Source organism: Desulfovibrio sp. JC022 (genome assembly GCF_010470665.1).
In the GTDB taxonomy this organism is placed as follows: domain Bacteria; phylum Desulfobacterota; class Desulfovibrionia; order Desulfovibrionales; family Desulfovibrionaceae; genus Maridesulfovibrio.
In genome coordinates this window covers 387,685-407,917 of sequence record NZ_VOPZ01000001.1, presented here as the reverse complement: position 1 = coordinate 407,917, position 20,233 = coordinate 387,685, and the positions used below count along the sequence as shown (strand labels likewise).

At 48.7% G+C, this 20,233-nt stretch carries 22 protein-coding genes and 1 pseudogene; 16 read left to right on the top strand and 7 right to left on the bottom strand.

Annotated features, from left to right (window positions below):
- Window positions 1-2 precede the first annotated feature (2 nt).
- From FMS18_RS01755 to FMS18_RS01745, 3 genes are all read left to right on the top strand, one after another.
- Complete coding sequence (locus FMS18_RS01755) at window positions 3-731, top strand: metal ABC transporter ATP-binding protein (protein WP_163292038.1); 729 nt, start codon at window positions 3-5, stop codon at window positions 729-731.
- Window positions 731-1,636 carry a metal ABC transporter permease gene (locus FMS18_RS01750; protein ID WP_163292037.1) on the top strand — a complete coding sequence of 302 codons (906 nt, stop codon included), beginning with the start codon at window positions 731-733 and terminating at the stop codon, window positions 1,634-1,636. The genes FMS18_RS01755 and FMS18_RS01750 overlap by 1 nt, the downstream gene beginning before the upstream one ends.
- Before the next feature lie 125 nt (window positions 1,637-1,761).
- Window positions 1,762-2,682 (top strand): metal ABC transporter solute-binding protein, Zn/Mn family, encoded by a 921-nt coding sequence (locus tag FMS18_RS01745; protein ID WP_163292035.1) that lies wholly within the window; start codon window positions 1,762-1,764, stop codon window positions 2,680-2,682.
- 121 nt (window positions 2,683-2,803) lie between these two features.
- On the opposite strand, the gene FMS18_RS01740 is transcribed toward FMS18_RS01745, so the two are convergent.
- A complete protein-coding gene (locus tag FMS18_RS01740; RefSeq protein WP_163292033.1) occupies window positions 2,804-4,093 on the bottom strand; it encodes a phenylacetate--CoA ligase family protein in 1,290 nt (429 codons plus the stop codon).
- Between the two features lie 120 nt (window positions 4,094-4,213).
- Here FMS18_RS01740 and FMS18_RS01735 point away from each other — a divergent pair, with 120 nt between their 5' ends.
- Window positions 4,214-4,996: an A24 family peptidase gene (locus FMS18_RS01735; RefSeq protein WP_163292032.1), complete on the top strand. Its 783-nt coding sequence runs from the start codon at window positions 4,214-4,216 to the stop codon at window positions 4,994-4,996.
- Window positions 4,997-5,049: 53 nt separating this feature from the next.
- On the opposite strand, the gene FMS18_RS01730 is transcribed toward FMS18_RS01735, so the two are convergent.
- Window positions 5,050-5,310, bottom strand: a complete 261-nt coding sequence (locus FMS18_RS01730; protein WP_163292030.1) for a hypothetical protein — start codon at window positions 5,308-5,310, stop codon at window positions 5,050-5,052.
- Window positions 5,311-5,521: 211 nt separating this feature from the next.
- Between FMS18_RS01730 and lpxB the strand changes: the two genes are divergently transcribed.
- Genes lpxB through FMS18_RS01715 form a run of 3 tightly spaced genes read left to right on the top strand, consistent with a single transcriptional unit; the run spans window position 5,522 to window position 7,863 of the window.
- The gene (gene lpxB, locus FMS18_RS01725) at window positions 5,522-6,649 is read left to right on the top strand and encodes a lipid-A-disaccharide synthase (protein WP_163292029.1); all 1,128 of its coding nucleotides are present in this window, start codon (window positions 5,522-5,524) and stop codon (window positions 6,647-6,649) included.
- Window positions 6,650-6,685: 36 nt separating this feature from the next.
- Window positions 6,686-7,396, top strand: coding sequence for a hypothetical protein (locus FMS18_RS01720; protein WP_163292027.1), 711 nt, complete (start codon window positions 6,686-6,688; stop codon window positions 7,394-7,396).
- Between the two features lie 23 nt (window positions 7,397-7,419).
- On the top strand, window positions 7,420-7,863 hold the full coding sequence (locus FMS18_RS01715; protein ID WP_163292026.1) for a hypothetical protein: 444 nt from the start codon (window positions 7,420-7,422) through the stop codon (window positions 7,861-7,863).
- A 128-nt stretch (window positions 7,864-7,991) separates the two neighbouring features.
- Here FMS18_RS01715 and FMS18_RS01710 read toward each other — a convergent pair.
- From FMS18_RS01710 to FMS18_RS01700, 3 genes and pseudogenes are all read right to left on the bottom strand, one after another.
- Window positions 7,992-8,219 (bottom strand): annotated as a pseudogene (locus FMS18_RS01710) (TusE/DsrC/DsvC family sulfur relay protein); the annotation flags it as partial.
- A 10-nt stretch (window positions 8,220-8,229) separates the two neighbouring features.
- Window positions 8,230-10,596, bottom strand: coding sequence for an adenylate/guanylate cyclase domain-containing protein (locus FMS18_RS01705; protein ID WP_163292024.1), 2,367 nt, complete (start codon window positions 10,594-10,596; stop codon window positions 8,230-8,232).
- Window positions 10,597-10,783: 187 nt separating this feature from the next.
- The gene (locus tag FMS18_RS01700; protein ID WP_163292023.1) at window positions 10,784-11,101 is read right to left on the bottom strand and encodes a TusE/DsrC/DsvC family sulfur relay protein; all 318 of its coding nucleotides are present in this window, start codon (window positions 11,099-11,101) and stop codon (window positions 10,784-10,786) included.
- Between the two features lie 408 nt (window positions 11,102-11,509).
- Between FMS18_RS01700 and FMS18_RS01695 the strand changes: the two genes are divergently transcribed.
- The 9 genes from FMS18_RS01695 (at window position 11,510) to FMS18_RS01655 (ending at window position 18,573) form a co-directional block, all read left to right on the top strand.
- Complete coding sequence (locus FMS18_RS01695) at window positions 11,510-11,794, top strand: hypothetical protein (RefSeq protein WP_163292021.1); 285 nt, start codon at window positions 11,510-11,512, stop codon at window positions 11,792-11,794.
- A gap of 154 nt (window positions 11,795-11,948) precedes the next feature.
- Window positions 11,949-12,608, top strand: a complete 660-nt coding sequence (locus FMS18_RS01690) for a phosphohydrolase (protein ID WP_163292020.1) — start codon at window positions 11,949-11,951, stop codon at window positions 12,606-12,608.
- Window positions 12,574-13,482, top strand: coding sequence for a D-alanine--D-alanine ligase (locus FMS18_RS01685; protein WP_163292018.1), 909 nt, complete (start codon window positions 12,574-12,576; stop codon window positions 13,480-13,482). Before FMS18_RS01690 ends, FMS18_RS01685 begins: the two co-directional genes overlap by 35 nt.
- 31 nt (window positions 13,483-13,513) lie before the next feature.
- A complete protein-coding gene (locus tag FMS18_RS01680) occupies window positions 13,514-14,788 on the top strand; it encodes a 3-deoxy-D-manno-octulosonic acid transferase (protein ID WP_163292017.1) in 1,275 nt (424 codons plus the stop codon).
- 5 nt (window positions 14,789-14,793) lie between these two features.
- A complete protein-coding gene (gene kdsB / locus FMS18_RS01675) occupies window positions 14,794-15,537 on the top strand; it encodes a 3-deoxy-manno-octulosonate cytidylyltransferase (protein WP_163292015.1) in 744 nt (247 codons plus the stop codon).
- On the top strand, window positions 15,534-16,658 hold the full coding sequence (gene carA / locus FMS18_RS01670) for a glutamine-hydrolyzing carbamoyl-phosphate synthase small subunit (RefSeq protein WP_163292013.1): 1,125 nt from the start codon (window positions 15,534-15,536) through the stop codon (window positions 16,656-16,658). The genes kdsB and carA overlap by 4 nt, the downstream gene beginning before the upstream one ends.
- A gap of 30 nt (window positions 16,659-16,688) precedes the next feature.
- Window positions 16,689-17,489, top strand: coding sequence for a tetratricopeptide repeat protein (locus tag FMS18_RS01665; protein WP_163292012.1), 801 nt, complete (start codon window positions 16,689-16,691; stop codon window positions 17,487-17,489).
- Between the two features lie 120 nt (window positions 17,490-17,609).
- A complete protein-coding gene (locus tag FMS18_RS01660; protein WP_163292010.1) occupies window positions 17,610-18,149 on the top strand; it encodes an HAD-IIIA family hydrolase in 540 nt (179 codons plus the stop codon).
- Complete coding sequence (locus FMS18_RS01655) at window positions 18,142-18,573, top strand: hypothetical protein (protein WP_163292008.1); 432 nt, start codon at window positions 18,142-18,144, stop codon at window positions 18,571-18,573. The genes FMS18_RS01660 and FMS18_RS01655 overlap by 8 nt, the downstream gene beginning before the upstream one ends.
- A 74-nt stretch (window positions 18,574-18,647) precedes the next feature.
- Here the strand turns inward: FMS18_RS01655 and FMS18_RS01650 are convergent, their stop codons facing one another.
- Both FMS18_RS01650 and FMS18_RS01645 read right to left on the bottom strand, forming a co-directional pair.
- Complete coding sequence (locus FMS18_RS01650) at window positions 18,648-19,667, bottom strand: methyltransferase (protein WP_163292006.1); 1,020 nt, start codon at window positions 19,665-19,667, stop codon at window positions 18,648-18,650.
- Window positions 19,668-19,714: 47 nt separating this feature from the next.
- On the bottom strand, window positions 19,715-20,152 hold the full coding sequence (locus FMS18_RS01645; RefSeq protein ID WP_203544484.1) for a MarR family winged helix-turn-helix transcriptional regulator: 438 nt from the start codon (window positions 20,150-20,152) through the stop codon (window positions 19,715-19,717).
- Window positions 20,153-20,233: the final 81 nt, after the last annotated feature.

Here is a 20,233-nt window from a genome sequence, read left to right as displayed (position 1 = left end):
AGATGAATACCATGCCTGAAACAAAATACGGACCTTCCATCAGCTTTGAAAATGTAAGCCTGACCTTGGGCAATACGGATATTCTCAAGGACCTGAACTTTGAGATATATTCCGGTGCCCTGCACTGCATCATCGGCCCCAACGGCGGGGGCAAGACCTCCCTGCTGCGCTCCCTGCTGGGTCAGATGCCCCATTCAGGAAACATCAAAATCGACTGGCAGAAAAACCGAACCATCGGTTATGTACCCCAGACCCTGAACTTTGACACCACCCTTCCGGTCACCGTGGAAAACTTCATGTCCATGACCTCTCAAAGCAGGCCCGCGTTCATGAATCCGTCCGCAAAGGACCGGGATGCAATTTATACAGCTTTAGAACGCGTCAATATGGCAAAAAAAGCAAATCGCATATTCGGGCAATTGTCCGGCGGAGAAAGACAACGAGTGCTACTGGCCCAAGCCCTGCTCCCCGATCCTTCCCTGCTCATCCTTGATGAACCCACCACCGGTCTGGATAAGGCCGGAGCAGCCATCATGCGTGGACTCCTGAAAGAACTGAAAGCAAAGGGTGTGACCATCCTGATCATCCATCATGACCTCATGGAGGTGAAGGAAATCGGAGATTGCGTGACCTGCATCAACCGCGAAATCCTTTTCTCAGGATGCCCCACAGAAGAACTCAGCGCAGACCGCATCCTGAACATCTTCAGCTCAGCAAGGCAGGCAGCATAATGGAATTCATCTACGACCTCATCAGAACCCCGCTCATGGAAATGGGTAAAAGCGGTGCGCTGCCCGACTATTTTCAATATGCTTTTGTCATCAACGCCTTGATCTGCTCTCTGCTGGCAGGACCGATCCTCGGCGGCATCGGAACCATGGTGGTTGCCAAGCGGCTGGCCTTTTTCTCACAGGCAGTGGGACAGGCGGCCTTGACCGGAGTGGCTCTGGGGATCGTACTAGGTGAACCCTACACCGCGCCTTACGTATCCCTGTTCGGTTTCTGCATCCTTTTCGGACTGCTCATGAACTACACCCGCAACCGAACCCGTATGTCCTCGGATACAGTCATCGGGGTATTCCTCTCCATATCCCTTGCGGTGGGTGCCTGCGTGCTGCTCTACGTGACCGGAAAAGTCAACATGCACGTACTGGACAACATCCTTTTCGGTTCCATCCTGACTGTGAACAATACCGACATAAATGTACTGGCTATCATCTGCACGCTCTGCGTGGCTATCTGCCTGCCCATGTTCAATAAAATCCTGCTGGCCAGTTTCAACCCCAGTCTGGCCCATGTTCGCGGCATCAATGTGAAGCTGATGGATTACATGTTCATCCTCATTATCACAGTCATTACCGTGGCAGCACTGAAAATTGTCGGCGCAGTGTTGGTGGAGGCATTGTTCATCATCCCGGCTGCGGCAGCACGTAACATCAGTAAATCCATGCGCGGATTTTTCTTTTACAGCATGATCTTTGCCACCCTCAGTTGCCTGCTGGGTGTGCTGATTCCCATGCAGTATGAAATTCCCGTGCCGTCCGGCGGGGCAATCATTATTGTTGCTGCGGTATTTTTTGCACTGACTTCCCTGCTGCGCACGGTTCTCCCTGCTTTTCGGGAAGCAGCAATTTAGGAATTTGGATGCGCTATCGCGCTTTAAATTTAAAGATTTCGCCTCCGGCGGCTTAAGGAGCTAAGCCCCTTAATAATCCCTGTTATTGCCTTTCGGGCAAGGGGTTTAATTTATAGGATTCTGTTATGAAAAAGATACTACCGTTAATTCTGCTGCTCAGCCTCATGGGATGCGCCAAGCAATCAACCAACTATTCGCAAACTTCAGGCATGCAAATACTGACTTCTCTTGAAGCCACCAAACTGCTCACTCAAACTTTGACTAAAGGAACCGGGATTAAAACTATCCTGACCGTACCTGCCACATATTCCATGAATTCCCACGCCCGGTACTTCAAAAAAAATGTGAACAAATTCAGTGAACAGGCTTCTAATGCAGCTGCATGCGTGACCATCCGCTCCGTCTGGCAGCATGATGATCTGTATCCCTACGCCAGACGGACCAATGTACGCATCGTCGAAATCGACGGTTCCGCACCTGTGGACAAAACTCAGGCCGGGGTCAAACTGATCAAGGAAAAAGTGAGTGGACAAATATCTCCCTTCATCTGGCGATCACCGGGAAATCTTACCAAAATGGCGGACTTCATAGCCAAAGACCTCATAGCCCTTTACCCGGATCATGCCCCAAAAATATACAACAACCTGAAATCACTGAAGCAAAATCTGTTCAAACTGCGCACAAAATATGAATCCAAATTGATTGATCTTGAATCAACGGAAGCTATCAGCCTAACCAGTGATTTCGATTATCTTATTTCAGAATTCGGTATTGAGGTGGTGGATAGTTTCCTGAAACAGCAGATTGATTGGAATGAATCTGATATTGCGATCTTGAAAGAATCTATCCGCGAAAATGATATCAAAGCAGTGCTCTGCAACCGTATGCCGCAAGGCAAAATATATGAAGCGATTATAGAGAACGGAGCGCAGCCAATTGTCCTAAGCACGTTGCTTACATCGAAATCAACAGGCCAATCTGCGGAACAAAAACTGCTGGGATTGTATTCGGAAAATCTTGATAGGATATATGAGGGGTTAAAATAAAACATGGCCAAATCCAACCAACGCGTTTTGAGGGGGTTGGGGATTCAAAAGGAGAAGGGGGAACTTTTTGGCGGTAGCAAAAGTTCCCCCTTCCCCTTTTGCCGCCGGAGGCAGCTATAAATTAACCTCTTTCGTCAAAAACTCGCTTGGTCTTGGCGAAGCTTCTTGGAAGCAGGCCGGGCTTGAGGATTTCAACATTGGCTCGCACGAGGATGAATTTCCTGATCTCATCACAGATGGCCTTGGCGAGGTTGGCGTCGTTGGCTTCGGAAACTCCGGCCTTACGCTCAACCTTAACGGACATGTGGTCCAGACCTGCGCGGCGTTCAAGATAAATCTGGTACTCGGAGCTTGCTTCGGGGAAAGATTCCAGCACAGAAGCAATCTGACCGGGATAAATATTGACCCCGCGAAAAATGAACATATCGTCACTTCTGCCGGAAATTGTATCGTGACGAGGCATGGCGCAACCGCAGGAGCACTCACCGGGAATGATTCGGGTAAGGTCACGAGTGCGGTAACGAACCAGCGGCGAGGCTTCCTTGTTCAGGGTGGTAACTACAAGCTCGCCAACTTCGCCGTCAGCTACAGGCTTAAGGGTCACCGGATCAATAATCTCTGCGATATATTCATCACCCCAATAATGAATGCCCTCGTGAGCATTACATTCTATGCCCGCACCGGGACCGTAAAGTTCGGTCATACCCGAAATATCATGACTAGATTCAAGCCCGAGGGCTTCCTCAAACTGCTTGCGCATCTTGCTGGAACAGGCTTCACCGCCGAAAATACAACGTTTAAGCTTAAGCCGTTCCACTATACCCGCTTTCTGTGCTTCCTCGCCAAGCAAAAGAGCCATGGAAGCGGTGGAACAAAGACAGGTAGCCCCGAGGTCTTCCAGAATCTGGAGCTGAATTTCAAGCATCCCCGGCCCTACAGGCAGAGTCATGGCCCCGAAATGTTCCGAACCGAGCTGAAATCCAGCCCCGGCAGTCCACAGGCCATACCCCACACAGACCTGTACCCGGTCAAGAGTGGTCAACCCGGCAAGCTCGTAGCAACGGGCAAACATGTTTTTCCATGTTTCGATGTCCTTACGGGTGTAAGATAAAATCTTGCGCTTCCCGGTGGTTCCGCTGGAACCGTGAATGCGCACAACATCCTCTTCGGGCACGGAAAGCAGCGGTAGCGGATACCCTTCCTTAAGGTGATCGGCAGTGGTGAAAGGAAGCTTCTGTAAATCGTCAAGAGACTTGATATCGCCCGGTTCAATTCCCTGCTCTTTATACTGCGACTGATAGAATGGGCTGTTGACGGCGGTATGCGCTACGGTCCATTTCAATCCTTCCAGCTGTTTATCTGCAAGTTCCTGTGCACTGAGTTCCGGTATGAATCTATATTTGCCACCCATTTGAGTCTCCGTAGAAAGCTTGTTCAATTATCTTAAGTGTCGTATCCACTTTTTTACTAATAAGTCAGACGCAACTGCTTTGCAGAGACACCCTAAATCTTCAAGTTATCCAAGGTCAACATGCATCTAATTTCCATAAATATTTTTCAGATCGTGGCAGCAGCCTTAATCGGGGCAATTCTGGGCAGCTTCTACGGCTGCGCAGTATCCCGTTACATCAACGGTCAGACATTGATCAATCCGCGCCGTTCAACCTGCCCTGATTGCGGACACACTATCCGCTGGTATGAAAATATCCCTCTAATCAGCTACCTGCTGCTGCGCGGCAAATGCTCCGCCTGCAAACAAAAAATCAGCCCCATATACTCTGTGATCGAACTGGTGTCGGTTGCATGGGCAGTACTGCTAATGCTCACATTCGGACCCTCCGCACAGTGGCTGGTATACATGTTTTTCGGCGGACTGATGATTGTGGCTTCATTCATAGATCTGCAAACCTTCATTCTGCCGGACATCATCACCATACCCGGCTCAGTGATTGCTATTCCCTGCGCAGCCATGTTCACTCCCGTAGGCTGGGAAGGCGCGCTGCTCGGAGCAGGCATCGGCGGGGGATTATTCTGGTCGTTGCGCCTGCTCTACCGGGGATTGAAAGGAACTGAAGGACTTGGACTGGGAGATGTTAAGATCATGTTCATGATCGGAGCATTGGCCGGGCCGCAGAACCTGCCGCTGGTGATCACGGTTTCAGCATTCACTGGACTTGTAGCCGGACTGATCATGATGGTGGTTGATAAAGATCAGGAATACGGCTCAATGATTCCCTTTGGACCGTTCCTTGCGCTGGGGTCCATGCTGACTATTCTTTACGCTGATCCGTTCTGGAACTGGTATCTGATATAAAAAAAGGGAAGATCAGAAGATCTCCCCTTTATACCGTAAAAACGGAAATTTAATTACACACCGAAAGGACCGAACTTCTTAACGTATTCCTGAAGTTCTTCCCAGAGGTGTTCTGAAAAGTTGTCATATTTTTCAGCTGCACTGTCGTAGCTTTCCAGCTTTTTAACAACATTTGCTGCTTTTTCGTAAACTGTCTTGAACTCAGCTTCGTCCATGCCAGCCATTTTCATGGCTTCTTCTTTAGAAAGGTGACCTGTATGAGCAAAAACCCCGGACAGAACGCCCATCATATTTTTTACGTTCTTTTGAGCCATCTAACACTCCTTAATAAAATGAAATTCTAAAAACTACCTCACAACCATGTTGGGACTTAACACTATTTAATCCATCATTGCAAGCAGTTCCCTTTATAACGCTTAAATTCGTAAACAAATTTCAGCAGACTTTCGCGACCGCCTCAAGCGTTGCTTTTTCAAGAATGCAAACGTATTGTCCTGCTTTAAACCACTATTATGAGAACTAAAAATGAGCGTTAAAAATAACAGCATCTGGATCAACGCAGGCGAAGCTTCCGGCGACATGCACGGAGCACGGCTGGCAAAAGAACTCATGGAGCGCGACCCCGGCCTGAAAGTTATGGGCATGGGCGGTTCCGATATGGAAAATGCGGGCTGCGACATCCGCTACCCCATGCAGCTCATTTCACTGGTAGGGCTGACCGAAGTCCTGCCCAAATTGCCCCGGCTGCTGAAACTTTTCGGGCAGATTGAGGATATCCTTAAAGCAGAACGTCCCAAGGCAATCATTCTCATCGACTGCCCGGACTTCAATTTCCGACTGGTCAAAATTGCCCGCAAACTGGATATTCCTGTCTACTATTACATCACCCCGCAAATCTGGGCATGGCGTCAGGGCCGCGCAAAATTCCTGCAAAAACACGTGCGTAAGATTCTGTGCATCCTGCCCTTTGAGCAACAATTCTTTAAAGATCGCGGGGTTGATGCCCAGTACGTGGGCCATCCCCTGCTGGATCTCATGCCCCTTGATGAACTGGATGCCATCGCCCCGGACCCGAATCTTGTGGGCATCCTGCCGGGCAGCCGGAGCAAGGAAATATCATCACTGCTGCCGGAATTCGCCATGGCAGCGGAAAGGCTCTCAAAAGATTTCCCGGAACTGAAATTTTCCATTGCCCGCGCGCCGGGTGTAAAAGAGGAAAAGTTGCGCCATTTCTGGCCGGATCATATCCCGGTGACCATCAATCAGCCGGAGAACAGATATCGGCTCATGCGCAATTCCAATGTGATAATGGCTGCTTCCGGTACCGCAACTCTGGAATGCGCTCTCATCGGAACCCCTACGCTGGTGGCCTACAAGATGTCCGCCCTGAGTGGCTTTCTGGCTAAAAAAATTATCAAAATTAAATATGTCAGCCTCGCCAACATCATCCCGGATAAGCTGATCCTGCCGGAATACCTGCTGGAAAATGCAACTGCGGATAACTTCTACAAACAAATCCGCCAGTGGGTGGGCTTCCCTGAATCAGCGGAAAAAGTAAGATCTGAATTAAAAGAATTGCGTGAAATGATAGGAGAACCGGGTGTGGCTGCACGGACAGCAGAAACGATTTTGCAGGATTTAAAAACCTTGTAGAACCATAACCTGAAAGAAAGTCACCGGATTATCACTATGAAAAAACTTTTCCTGATATTCATTTTGCTGGCAAATCTCATCCTTTGCGGATGCGTGGCCCAGAAAGTTCCCGGCAAGCATGGTTTCTATTCCACCAAATCACCGGCCTTGACCATACAATTCAACGGTCTGGAATATCAGGGTGAGTACAAAGAGAACAAGAGCAAAGCCAGCGTACACACTTATTTTTACTCTGACCGGGAAGGCAATAACGGAGCATGGGTGGAGATCATCAACATGCGACAGGGCTGGACTGTACGCCCCAAACAGGTTCCGGGCGACAAGTTACCCAATACAGGCATTTATACGCGAAAAATAGCAGGTGAAAGCTATTACTGCCGCACTTTTCTCGTCCCGCCCGATTCAGGCAAAAGCGGTCTGGCCTCCCAGCCCGGATACACGGCAGTGCGTATCTGCAACAAACTGATATCCCCTGCACAAAAAATTTCCATCGGCTATGCCGGGAAAGTTGATCCTGCCCTGACTAAGAAGTTATTCAGTTCTACAAATTATGGTGGACTTACTCAGGCGCAGAAAGATTTTTTTACCGCCTTTGACAAGAGAGCGGACACTGTACTCATCATGGATAAGTATCAGCAAGGTGATGTGGAAGAGAAAATAGAGAATGCCGTAATTCTTGAAGACCCTTGGTATACATTCACGGATTTTCTGCCTTTGAATCGACAGATTGATAAGATCGTGCGATAAACGGCATTAACGGAGGTACTTTTATGAAATTCATTCCTGTGTATCTTTTAATTCTTCTGGCAACGACAATGGCATCATCGGCAAATGCCCAAACCCACCGCTACGAAGGATTCGGCAAATTCGATAGCGTCGGGGGATACCACCATTACTATTGCACTGTTACCGTAACCAGTAAGGCATGGAACGGAAGATGGACAGCCTATAACGTGCTTATAGACTGGGGACATGGAGATGCTCATAAAGCTGAGTGTACCACTAGACTTCCTAATCTGATGAAAGAGGAATTTATATCCGACCGCCACGAATGCACTATAACACCTATTAGAAAAAACGAATTCATATCAAATCCCGGCTTTGCAAAATTTACATTAGAATTTAATGATAAACATGCTGCAGGAGTTATCTGCCGAAGTATAAATGACAGATACTACATAAAGGACAAATACGCAGCCAGTCGGATAGACTAAGCAAAGCACAAAACACTGGAATGCACAAAGAACCCCAGAGCCGATCCCCGGGGTTTTTCTGACTTTGGACTCGCTGTGAAACAGCCAACGTGACTGCTTCACAATTCACAAACTGATTAACTTAAAAACTATACGCAGCCGGTAGGCTTAGGCAGACCAGCCATTTTACAAGCTCCCTTACCGGGACCGGAGGGGAACAGCTCATAAATGCGCTTGAGTTTGAATCCGGTAACCTTGGAAAGGATACGGACCATAGGTGCGATACCGTTCTTCTTGTAGTAGTCCTGCAAGAAGTCGATAACTTTCTGGTGCTCTTCGTTCAGTTCTTTGATGCCTTCGCCTTCTTTACAGAAGTCAAATTGCTATCTACTTGCTCAGCATGACCCAAACGCCGTCCCAATCGGCTGGTGGCGGGGAGCAGAGGAAGTGGTCGCATCGATCAATGTACATTGCGCTCATCTTGTCACCGGGCAAAAGCTTTAAACATTCCTTAAAAAGCTTCCGCGCGGCTTTGAACTCCCGGTTGCGATAAACTTCCAGAGCATGAACAAAGGTACGGACCACCTCCCGGAGGAGTGGGTGGTGCTCCTCCCTGGCATGGTCAAGCACTTCATAAATGGCCACAGGCTCGGTTTTGCCCTTGACCTGAATAAGATCTGCTTCCCGCAGGAGATAGTCGTCTTTGAGAGCCGCCACCGTGAACTCGCTGATCAGGATGTGGGAACCATACATCTTGTTAGCCCCCTCCAATCGGGCCGCCAAGTTCACCCCGTCACCGATCACGGTGTAGTCCATGCGCTTGAGGGACCCGATGTTGCCTACAACCACCGGGGCGGTATTCAGACCTATTCCGATATCGATAGGATCGTGCCCCTCCTTGAACCGGCGTTCATTAAAATCGCGCAGGGAACGCATCATCTCAATGGCTGACAAAACAGCTTGATCAGCGTCGCGATCCGTCGCAAATGGTGTGCCGAACACGGCCATAATTGCGTCGCCGATGTATTTGTCCAGTATCCCCCCTCGTTCGAAAAGGATTTCCACCATATCGGTAAAATAGTCGTTGAGCATGGAGACTGTTTCCTGTGCCCCCAAGGACTCGGACAGGGTGGTAAAACTGCGGATGTCGGAAAAAAAGACAGTGGCCTCCTTGAGCTGCCCGCCGAGCATGGCCTCATTGTCCATAAGCTGGTCAGCCACTTCCTTGGTCATATACCGGGCCAGAGTACCCTTGAGTCGTTTTTCGCTCGAAAAATCCTCGAGGACGAGCAGTACGCCGAGGTTCACACCCTTGGAATTAACCAGAGGCTTGCTCGATACATTCACGGACTTGGCCTTACCGAGGGTGGACAGTTCAGCATCCATGACCAACTCGGTCGTATTGTCGGTAACCGTCTTGTGAACAGCGTTCGCAATCCATTCATTATCATCCACAAAGAGCTCGTCCGCCTTCTTGGCAAGAATATCCATTTCGCGCATTTCCAGAATACGCTCCGCAGACAAATTGCATTTTTGGGCAATCCCGTCCTCGTTGAACGTGACCACGCCGTTGGCCATGGATTCAAGCATGGACTCATTGTAATTTTTCATAGTCAGGACTTCTTCAAAAAGCGTTGCATTCTCGATCGCAATGGAAGCCTGAGCAGAAAAAGCATTAAGCCGTTTTTCATCGACGCCGGTGAACGGACCGCCCTTCTTGTTCAAAGACTGGACCACGCCGATGATCTTGCCGGACTTGTTCTTCACCGGCATGCACAAAATGGTATTGGTCCTGTATCCGGTCTTCTTGTCCACCTCGGGGTTAAACCGGGAATCTGCATACGCGTCCGGAATATTGACAGTACTTCCGGACGTAAACACCGATCCGGCTATGCCAAGATGGTTGGGAAAACGGATTTCCTTTGTCTCCATTCCCTGAGCAACCATGGACCACAATTCTTTTGTTTTTTCATCGTTCAAAAACAAAGTGCTGCGGTCGGCATCCAGAAGCATGGAAGTGGTGGACATGATCCTGTTAATGAGAGGCTTGAGATGGATTTCCTTGGAGATGGCCTTGGTAACCTCAAGGAGTTGCGTCTCTTCCTTACGGGCACGGGTGACCTGCTCGAACAATTGGGCGTTGATCAGTGCCGAGGCGGCCTGAGCGGCCATGGCTTCCAGCAGGGAAAGGTCATGTTCGGAAAAATTGTTTTCATGCTTGTTGAGCAACTGGACCACACCCACGGCAATGCCATCCTTCCCCCGTATGGGAGCGGTGACAATATTGCGGGTGCGATAGCCGGTTTTTTTGTCCACTTCCGGATTGAATCTGGGATCGGCGTAGGCGTCATCAATGATGATCGACTCACCGGAAGTAAAAACCGAACCTGCTATTCCCAAGTGGTTGGGAAACCGGATTTCCTGAATTAATTCCCCCATGGCCACGCGCGAGAACAATTCGTCCGTCTCGGGATCATTGAGAAAAATCGTCCCCCTGTCCGCGCGTAACGCCTCGGTGGTCAGTTCCACAAGGCGGGTGAACAGAATATCAAGCGTCAGGATATCCGACACCTGATGTGTGACTTCCAGAACAGCATTCAACTTGTCGAAAGTGCCTGTCAGCGTCTCGACAAAAAAATCACGATCTTCCAAGGACAGTTGATTCAACACCTGACGAATATCGGCCTGTAGCAGCCGATGCTCCATCACATCCTTGAAAAGTTCATATTTGTCACTGTTCTCTTTATTTGCCACCAAAAAATCTCCTATACTCCCATCATAGGCAATTATTCTGGCCGCAGCAAATACACTTTAAAAAAACTATCGAAAATTAACCAAAAAAAACCCCGGAGCCGATCCCCGGGGTTTTTCTGACTTTGGACTCGCTGTGAAACAGCCAACGTGACTGCTCCACAATTCACAAACTGATTAACTTATAAAACTATACGCAGCCGGTAGGCTTGGGCAGACCAGCCATTTTACAAGCTCCCTTACCGGGACCGGAGGGGAACAGCTCATAAATGTGCTTGAGTTTGAATCCGGTAACCTTGGAAAGGATACGGACCATAGGTGCGATACCGTTCTTCTTGTAGTAGTCCTGCAAGAAGTCGATAACTTTCTGGTGCTCTTCGTTCAGTTCTTTGATGCCTTCGCCTTCTTTACAGAAGTCAACCCACTCGGGGCACCAGTCTTCAAACTTGAGCAGGAAGCCGTCTTCGTCTACGTCAAAGCTTTTTCCCATGAATTCAACGATTGCCATGTAAAACCTCCTAAAAAAATTAATCGTAAAAGTGCACCTGGCACTTTAACAACAGGATATCGTGAATTTCCCGAAATCCAATTCCGAGGAAAATTTCTCACTCACCCAAAGAGCCAATTAAAACCTTGGCAAGAAAAATTCAAGAAAAATATTGTGCGAGTTTGCATATTTCACACAAAAATGTCCAAACGGAAGCTTAAAACGACTCCATCAGGCACAATTTCTTTTTCAAAATTAATTCCTTCTTAAGCAAAAAGAGGAAAATCTTTACACTTCTTTTTCTGGCCTAACGGTCCAAAACGGAATTTTTGTCCCCCCTTACGCAACTAACAGCTTATAATACCTTACTTTTTATCCGTAGGAATAGTTCATGCTTAATATTTCTCCATAAAATCAGGAGGAAATAAAATGGAAATCAGTTTTGTTAACAAATCAGCAAATACGCCTATCAGAAACGAACACCCCGGTCAGGTCGCCCCGGCTACAGTTACCCGTGAGCAAAAACTTGACTCCGTTTCCGGAAATATCCGCTCCGGCCTTAAATCAGCACAAGAAGATCCTGACCAGTTGCTGGAACAGACCGTGGAAGCCAGTGCTCAGGAAGGTGCCATCGACGGTGCACACGATTTCAACATGGCCCGAATAATGGAACTCCTTTCCGACCCGCTCCTTCAGGAAGATGTGCCGGAATAAAAATTTACAACTCAAAACGATTTTCATTGAACAAAAAAGTTCATATTTCGAAAAGGCAAAGCCCCGGAAATGTTGTTTCCGGGGCTTTGCCTTTTCGCGCGCAAAATGGTAACAAGGGGAAGTTTCAGCCCATAAATGGTTACGACGATTTTCTATGAATAAAATCAACTTGATAAAATCCCCGGACAAACCGACTCTCAAATATCCGCCAATGGAGTCTGCCCTGATTCCGCCCCCGCCGGTGGAAATAGATCCTTCCTGGGCAATCCCTTCCGCCCGGCAATGCATCGCATGGTGGGATGACTACCGCATGCTCGACAACATCAAATCCCACAGCATGCTTGTGGCCGAAGTGGCTATTCAAGTCTCTACTCTGGCTGTAGAGTCGGGAATCAATGTTGACATACCGACAATTCAGGCTTCCGCCCTGCTACACGATATAGCCAAAAGCTACTGCATTTATCACGGGGGCAACCACAGCCAGCTCGGAGCAGCATGGGTTATGCGACTGACCGGAAATCCGGCAATCTCCATGGGCGTACTTCACCACGTCTTCTGGCCTTTTGAGCCGGAAGCCGACAAATATTTCCTTCCGCTTGTCGTCAGTTACGCTGATAAACGTGTAATGCACGACACACTGACTTCACTTGAAAAAAGATTCAATGATTTGAAGGTCCGCTACGGCAAGACCGACAAAATCAAACAAAGAATTCACAAAACTTTCGAGCAGGCCCTTCATCTTGAGGAACGGCTCGGCAAACTTATCGGAGTAGATCTGAATGCATGTTCTCTTGATTGCGGGCGGCTGGTCTGAGGAAAGGGAAGTATCCCTTAGCGGTGCAAAAGGCATTGAGCAAGCTCTTCTTGAACTTGGGCACGATGTTGAATTCCTTGACCCGGCAAAAGATTTTAAAAATATCCTCACGCTTGCTGAACATGCGGATTTTGCCTTTATCAACCTCCACGGTTCTCCGGGGGAAGACGGCCTTATTCAGGCTATGCTAAACCAAGTCAACTGCCCTTATCAGGGAGCAGAACCTGAAAGCTCTTTCCTGACTCTGAACAAAGCCGCAACCAAAACAGTCTTTGACCAGAACTCCATCATTACCCCGCGCTGGGAATTGGTCTGCGCAGCTGACGGCTGCAAAGGACTCGAAGAATTGGAGCCTCCGGTCTTTATCAAGCCCAATTCAGGCGGTTCCAGCCTTGGGATGACCTTTGCCCGGACCAGAGAAGAGCTGGAAAAAGGCATTGAGACTGTTTTCAGTCTGGGAGACAGTGCCCTCGTGGAAGAATACACCAAGGGAATCGAGGTGACCTGCGCAATACTGGATGGAGAACCGCTGCCGCTGATTCTGATCAATCCCCCGGATAACGCTGAATTCTTTGATTACCACAGCAAATACGCCCTTGACGGGGCGGAAGAAATATGCCCCGCGCCCATCGACCCGGTTCTGTCTGAACAGATTCAGCAGATCACTGTCAAAGCCCACCAATTGTTGGGCCTTAGCGATTACAGCAGGGCTGATTTTATAATTTCTGAAGGAGTCCCCTACCTGCTGGAAGTGAATACACTCCCCGGCATGACTCCTACTAGTCTGGTCCCGCAGGCTGCGAAGGAAGCGGGCTATTCATTCAATGAGTTAATTGCGAAACTCATTGAACTGGGACAGCGCAAGCGGAAGTAACTTTTTCAAACGGAAACGTCAGGATCAACACATGTCAGTATCGCTCAAACTCAAAGCTGCATCATTTCTCTACGGCCTCGGCTGGAAAGCCGCCATCCCTTTTCTCAAGAAGAATGACAGGTTAAGGGAAGGATTCGACCGCAGAACCCTCAAACACAGCCTGCCACCGCGTGCGGATGTCTGGATTCAGGCCGCCTCAGCCGGAGAATCTAAAATAGCTTCCCGGATCATGGAAAACATTTCCATGAGCAGCCCCACAAAATTCCTGCTGACCACCAATACCGAGCAGGGACTTTCCGAACTTGAAAGAACAGCCTACAGATTGAGTCCCAACCCGCGCAATGTTTCCGCATCTGCAACGTATTTCCCGTTTGACAGCCCTGAAATAGCCCGAAAGGCCCTTGAAGCTGTCTGCCCGAAGCTGGTGGTGCTCATTGAGACTGAAATCTGGCCCGGTTTCCTTTCCGCCTGCAAAGAGCTCGGCGTAAAAGTGATCATTATCAACGGTCGCATGACCACTAAGAGCCTCGCCGGATACATGGCCCTGCCTGAATTTTTCCGTTCCGTGGCCCCAGAAGAGATCCTCGCCATCTCCGAAGATGATGCCACCCGTTTCAAGACCCTTTTTGAAATTGAAAAAGTCTCGACCATGCCCAATGTCAAATTTGACAGCACCGGGACAGCCGCAGCAGTACCCTACACTGCCAACCCGCTCTCTTCTGTCTTTCGTCCCAAGACCCCGTTCATTATCCTCGGCTCAGTACGCAAAGAAGAGGAGTCGCAGGTACTCAAGCTGGTTCAGGGCTTGAAAAAAGAACGTCCCAAAACCGTAATCGGCCTTTTTCCGCGCCACATGCATCGCATTGAAGCATGGAAAAAAATGCTCGAAGATGCAGGCCTGCCTTGGGTTTTACGCTCTGAAATTGAATCCACCGCTCCCTTCGGACATGTGGTACTATGGGATGTATTCGGTGAAATGCAGTCCGCATTCTCACTCGCCCGCGCGGCCTTTATCGGAGGTTCGCTGGCCCCGGTGGGAGGACAGAATTTCCTTGAGCCGCTTTCGTACGGAGTCACCCCGGTGATCGGCCCCTACTGGTCCAACTTCACATGGGTTGGCGAAGAAATTTTTGAAAAGAAACTGGCCCGTCAGGAACAGGACTGGGAAGGTGTGCTTAAAGGTCTTCTCGATATCAGCAAGAAAGCCTTCAAGCCCGAAAAAGTAAAAAAAGATTTTGAAAAATATCTCGCAGACATGCGCGGCGGAACCGAGGCCGTGTGCGAAGCTATTAAAAGGAATATTTAGTCTAAATGAGTATAACTTACGGTTGTTATGGTATTATTCCGGCTCGGTATGATTCGAGCCGCTTTCCCGGCAAACCGCTGGCAGACATCTGCGGCAAGCCTATGTTCTGGCATGTCTGGAACCGGGCATCAAAATGCCCGGAGATGGACAAGGTTGTGCTGGCTACAGACAGTGAAATAATTCTGGAAGCAGCAAAAAAACACGGCGTCCCGGCAATAATGACCCGTTCAGACCACAGCACAGGCACTGAGCGAGTACTGGAAGCGGCCCGCAAAATGGAACTGCCTGCCGATTCCGTGGTGGTCAATATTCAGGGCGACGAACCCTGTCTGGCCCCGGAAATGATTTCGGAACTGGTTTCACCCTTTTCCAAAGACGGGGTCAGAGTCACAACACTGGCCTCTCCCATCAGTGCGGATGAAGCCCAAAGTCCGGACCGGGTGAAAGTAGCACTTGCAAAAGATGGCCGGGCGTTATACTTTTCCCGCTCACCCATTCCATTTTCCCATCAGGGTGACGGGGATTACCTTCTACATATCGGCCTTTACGGTTTCCGCATGGAAACCCTTGAAACCTTTGCCGGCACGGACGTTTCGCCTCTTGAAAAAAGAGAGCGGCTGGAACAGCTCCGACTGCTGGAAAACGGAATACCCATCCATGTCACCATCACCGAACACTCCTGCCACGGAGTGGACCGTCCAGAAGACTTGGATACAGCCATTAAGATTCTTGAGAGGGAGAAAATATGAAAGCCATACTGGCACTTGAAGACGGCACCTGGTTCGAAGGAACTTCCTTTACCGGCCCCGGTGAATCCGGCGGCGAAGCTATCTTCAATACCGGCATGACCGGATATCAGGAAGTCCTAACCGACCCCTCCTACACCGGACAGATGGTCTGCATGACCTACCCGCTTATCGGCAACTACGGCATCACCGAAAAAGATATCGAATCAGCAAAAATCCACGTTGCCGCATTTATCGTCAAGGAATGCTGTAAGCATCCTTCCAACTGGCAGTCGATTATGTCTCTGCCCGAATACCTGAAAGAAGCCGGAGTCATGGGCATCGAAGGTATCGATACCCGCGCCCTGACCCGCCATCTGCGCATCAACGGAGCCATGCGCGGCATTATTTCAACCAAGGAACTCGATCCGGCAAAACTGGCGGCAAAAGCTAAACAGCTACCCACCATGGAAGGCCAGAACCTTGCTGACACCGTAACTTCCGAAAGCTGCTATGCATGGCAGGACAACAAGCCTGTTCCGGTTGACGTTTCCTCCGGTTACAAATGGAGCGGCAAAGGCCCCCGCCTAGTGCTTATTGATTACGGTGTGAAATGGAACATCCTGCGCCTGCTTGATGAACAGGGCTTCGAAGTCCTTTCCGTTCCTTCCCACTACAGCGAAGAACAGGTCAGAGCCCTCGAGCCTGACGCGATTTTCCTTTCCAACGGCCCCGGTGATCCGGCGGTTCTTGATCAGGCAGTACAAAACGCAAAATCCTATTGCGAAGATCTGCCCGTGGCCGGAATCTGCCTCGGACACCAGATTCTGGGACAGGCTCTCGGCGGTAAAGCATTTAAGCTGAAGTTCGGCCATCACGGCTGCAACCACCCTGTTATGGACATGGAAAGCAAAAAAATTGAGATTTCTTCGCAAAACCATGGGTTTTGCGTTGACATTTCCGACTGTTCCGATCTTAAGATTACTCACAAGAACCTGAATGACGAAACTCTGGAAGGATTTGCTCACAAAACCAAACCGGTCATCGCCATCCAGTTTCACCCTGAAGCAGCTCCCGGTCCGCATGACAGCTGCTACTTCTTCGCCAGATTCCGTGATCTGGTAAAAGAAGCTACCGGAAAATAAACTGCGCTTATAACTACGTCGGAGACAAATATGTCCGGTGAACTTACCAATGCCAGAAAAAAACTGGCCAGCGTCCCTTCCCTGCTCAAGCAGCAGAAAGCCATGGCAGCAGTTCAGTCTGCCTATGACGCTGTGCTTGCCATGCTTAAGGGCTCTTTGATGAAAGCTGAGCGAGAGGAATTTCAGGAGCTGCTAGACAGCACTGTCCATATTCTCAACAGCGATAAAAAGCTCCGGGAAGACTATCCGCTCATCATCAATTATGCTCCCGGCGAAGAAAAAGCCCTGCTTGAAACCTTGCGGGAAATTTTGCAGGAATTGCAGAAGAACGTAAGTGCCGGGGCTCAACAGCTTCTTGAAGCAATGGAAAAGCGCAAAAGAGAGCAGCTGGAAAAAGGTCAGGCACTCATTGAAGAGAATAATGTTTCTGAAGCGCAGAAACTTTTTAATGCTCTGATCAAAGAATTTAAGGATGACACTGAACTTCGTGCTGAAATTGCCGACAAGTTCATTAAATCCGGACTTTACAATGAAGCTCTTGAGTATCTGGAAGATGCGCTGAAAAACGACCCTAATGCGATATTTCTATATAACCGTATCGGGATCGTACTGCGCAAGATGAAGGACTTTGAGGCTGCTGAAAAGTACTACCTCAGGGCTCTTAAAATAAACAACAAAGACGAGTATCTTTATTTCAATACCGGTCGTCTTTACTACGACTGGAAAAAATGGGACCGCATGGCCAAAGCCGCCCAAAAAGCCCTTGCCATCAACCCCAACTTTGCTGAAGCTGAAAAGATGCTTAAATTCGCCCAGAAAAAGATGGGATAAAGAGTTCTCCGGACTCTCCCATATTTTTTTAACAGGCTTCGCAACTAGCAATACTAATCCGTATAGAAAATATCAGGGGGGACTGTTTTTCAGTCCTCCCTTTTTTTAATGAGACTAAGCATGAAGTATATTTTGCTGGACCGTGACGGGACTATTATTGAGGACAAGCATTACCTATGCGACCCGGAAGGCGTTGAATTATGCCCTAACGCCGGACAGGGACTAAAAGCCATGCAGGATGCAGGATACGGACTGATCGTGGTAACAAACCAGTCCGGAATTGGCCGGGGATATTACACCACTTCGGACATGGAAGCAGTGAATACCCGCATGGCTCAACTTCTGGCCGGAGACGGCATTGAATTCAAGGCCGTATACCATTGTCCGCATGCACCGGACCAGAAATGCGATTGCCGTAAACCCGCGCCCGGCATGTTTGATCAAGCTATTTCCGAGTTCGGTATGAATCCAGAAGACTGTTTTGTCATTGGTGATAAAATTTGTGATGTGGAGCTGGGCATGGCCCGCAAGGCCCGCTCAATTCTGGTCCGTACCGGGAAGGGGCTGAAAGAAGAGCCGGATTGCATCGGCAAGGCTGCCTACATCGCTGACGACCTGCTTGATGCATCAGAATATATTAAAAGGGCCATCGATGAATAAGGTTCTTACTTTAAAGCAATTTCAGGACCTTGCGCAAGAAATGATCAGCCTTGAACCCTATGTGGAAGTAACTGCTGAAAATTTCCACATGGGTGATGAGGACAGAGATGTAGAAAAAGTTGCTGAGGTCTACGGTTTTTCCCGCCACAGCAAACCGGGCTATGAGATAATTTTTGACTGGGTGGCAAAAGGCAATCTGGATGGCTTTCTTATCGACATGTTTGATTTCAGTATAGAAACATACAAGAAAGGAGAATTCTGCCCGACCTTCAAAGGAGCGGTAGTTCTGGACGACTACAAGGAACCTTTTGAGGGCCATGAAATTGCCCAGAAAATTCTGGAACTGATCAAACCGGAACAATGGACCAAGTGGCTTATCGAATACCTGCCCGAGCCGCGTATGCTGGTTGATTTGGAAGAGTAAGCTGAATATTTTTTAATGCCTTATTAAGCAGGTCCGGCCCCTATTTCGTGACCGGACCTGTTTTATTTTAACTGCTATCCAATCTTCTGGGCAGAAACCAGCAGTATACCCTTATTTGAATCACTCCACGTCCTGTGAAAATTTCCAAATCCGCACTCCGCCAACTCCTTCTCAAGAACATCCGGTTCAATAAAATGGGAAAAATATCCGGCAAAGGTTGTAATAACTTCCAGCGAAGCTATGGTCTGAGTAGACATGGGGCTGCCAGTCTTGGCGTAATGATTGGCGCAAAACCACCCGCCGGGCCTGATGGATTTTGCAATTTTTTTCAGCACAGGGGTCAGATTCCCTCGGCAGGCATAAAGCACGTGGGAAGCAAAGATAAGGTCAAAATCAAGTAGCGGAAGTTCCTCTTCGCGCATATCAACTGCCATACCGCGCACACGCTTATCGAACCCATTGTCCCGACAACGCTGCTCGGCCAAAGGAGCCACATGGGGCAAATCTAGAACAACTCCCTCCAGTTGCGGATTTCGGGCAAGCACAGACATAGTATAATTTCCGTGATTACCGCCAAGGTCGCCCATAAGTTTAAAATCATGGAAGCCGGGAAGTTCGCATATGGCATCAACAGTCGTGTGCAGTCCGCCGCTAAGTGATTCCTGAGCCGTCCCTTCCATAGCATCTGTGGCGGCCCATTTTTTATCGCTGTCATCCCGTTGGCTTTTCTTACCCTTAAGCAGTTCGCCCATATCCCGGATTACTTCAGAACAAAAATCCATGGTCAAACCCATGGCCAAGCCCTGATACAAAGGAGAAGTGCTAACCAGATATTCAGTGGCAAGGTGGGTGTTGGAGTAAAGCCCCTGCTCATTCTGCACCAGATCGCAAGATTCAAGCAGATCCAACATAGATCCTAATTTCAATTCATCAAATTCAAAATATTCAGCCAAGCCCTTCACACTGGCAGGCTTCAATTCAAGAGTATCAAAAAGTTTGAAATTGACCGCTTCCATCACTACCTGTGAAGAAACGCTCTGGATAATCAAATTATGTACCGGGGAAAAATCTTGTTCAGGCTTGGGATAATTCATTTCATCCTCCGCAAGCGTTTAGCAACTAAACACTATGGTTAAAAAAATTATTTCAAATAACTGTCCATCCAATCATTCATTTTACCACAGATACCGTCGAACATTTCAAGCTCCTCCTCTGACATGGAACGTATATAATTGATGAATTCCCGATCATGATCCAAATGAAATTTGTAGTGGTTATCACTGGCCTCTTTGCCCAGTTCAGTCAGCCGCAAAATCACCTTTGAGCCGTTCTCCGGGTCAGACTCTTTAAGCAACAGTCCTTTTTTTACCAATTTACTGACCAGTTGCGACGTAGCACCCTTGGTTACTCCGGACTCACGAGCCAATTCGGTAACTCCACAGCCCCCCAACTGATCAACCGCGGAAAGAGTATGAATTTCTGACGGGTATAGCTTTACACCAACGCCAAAATCAAAAATTTTCCGCTCGACCATATTGTACTTGACCAGCACCCTGCCGAACTCACGCATATGAGGCATTATTTCTTCTATCGTTTTCACAGCCTCAGTGTTTAGTAGCTAAACAGTTTTTTGTCAACCACGAATTTACAATACCAATGA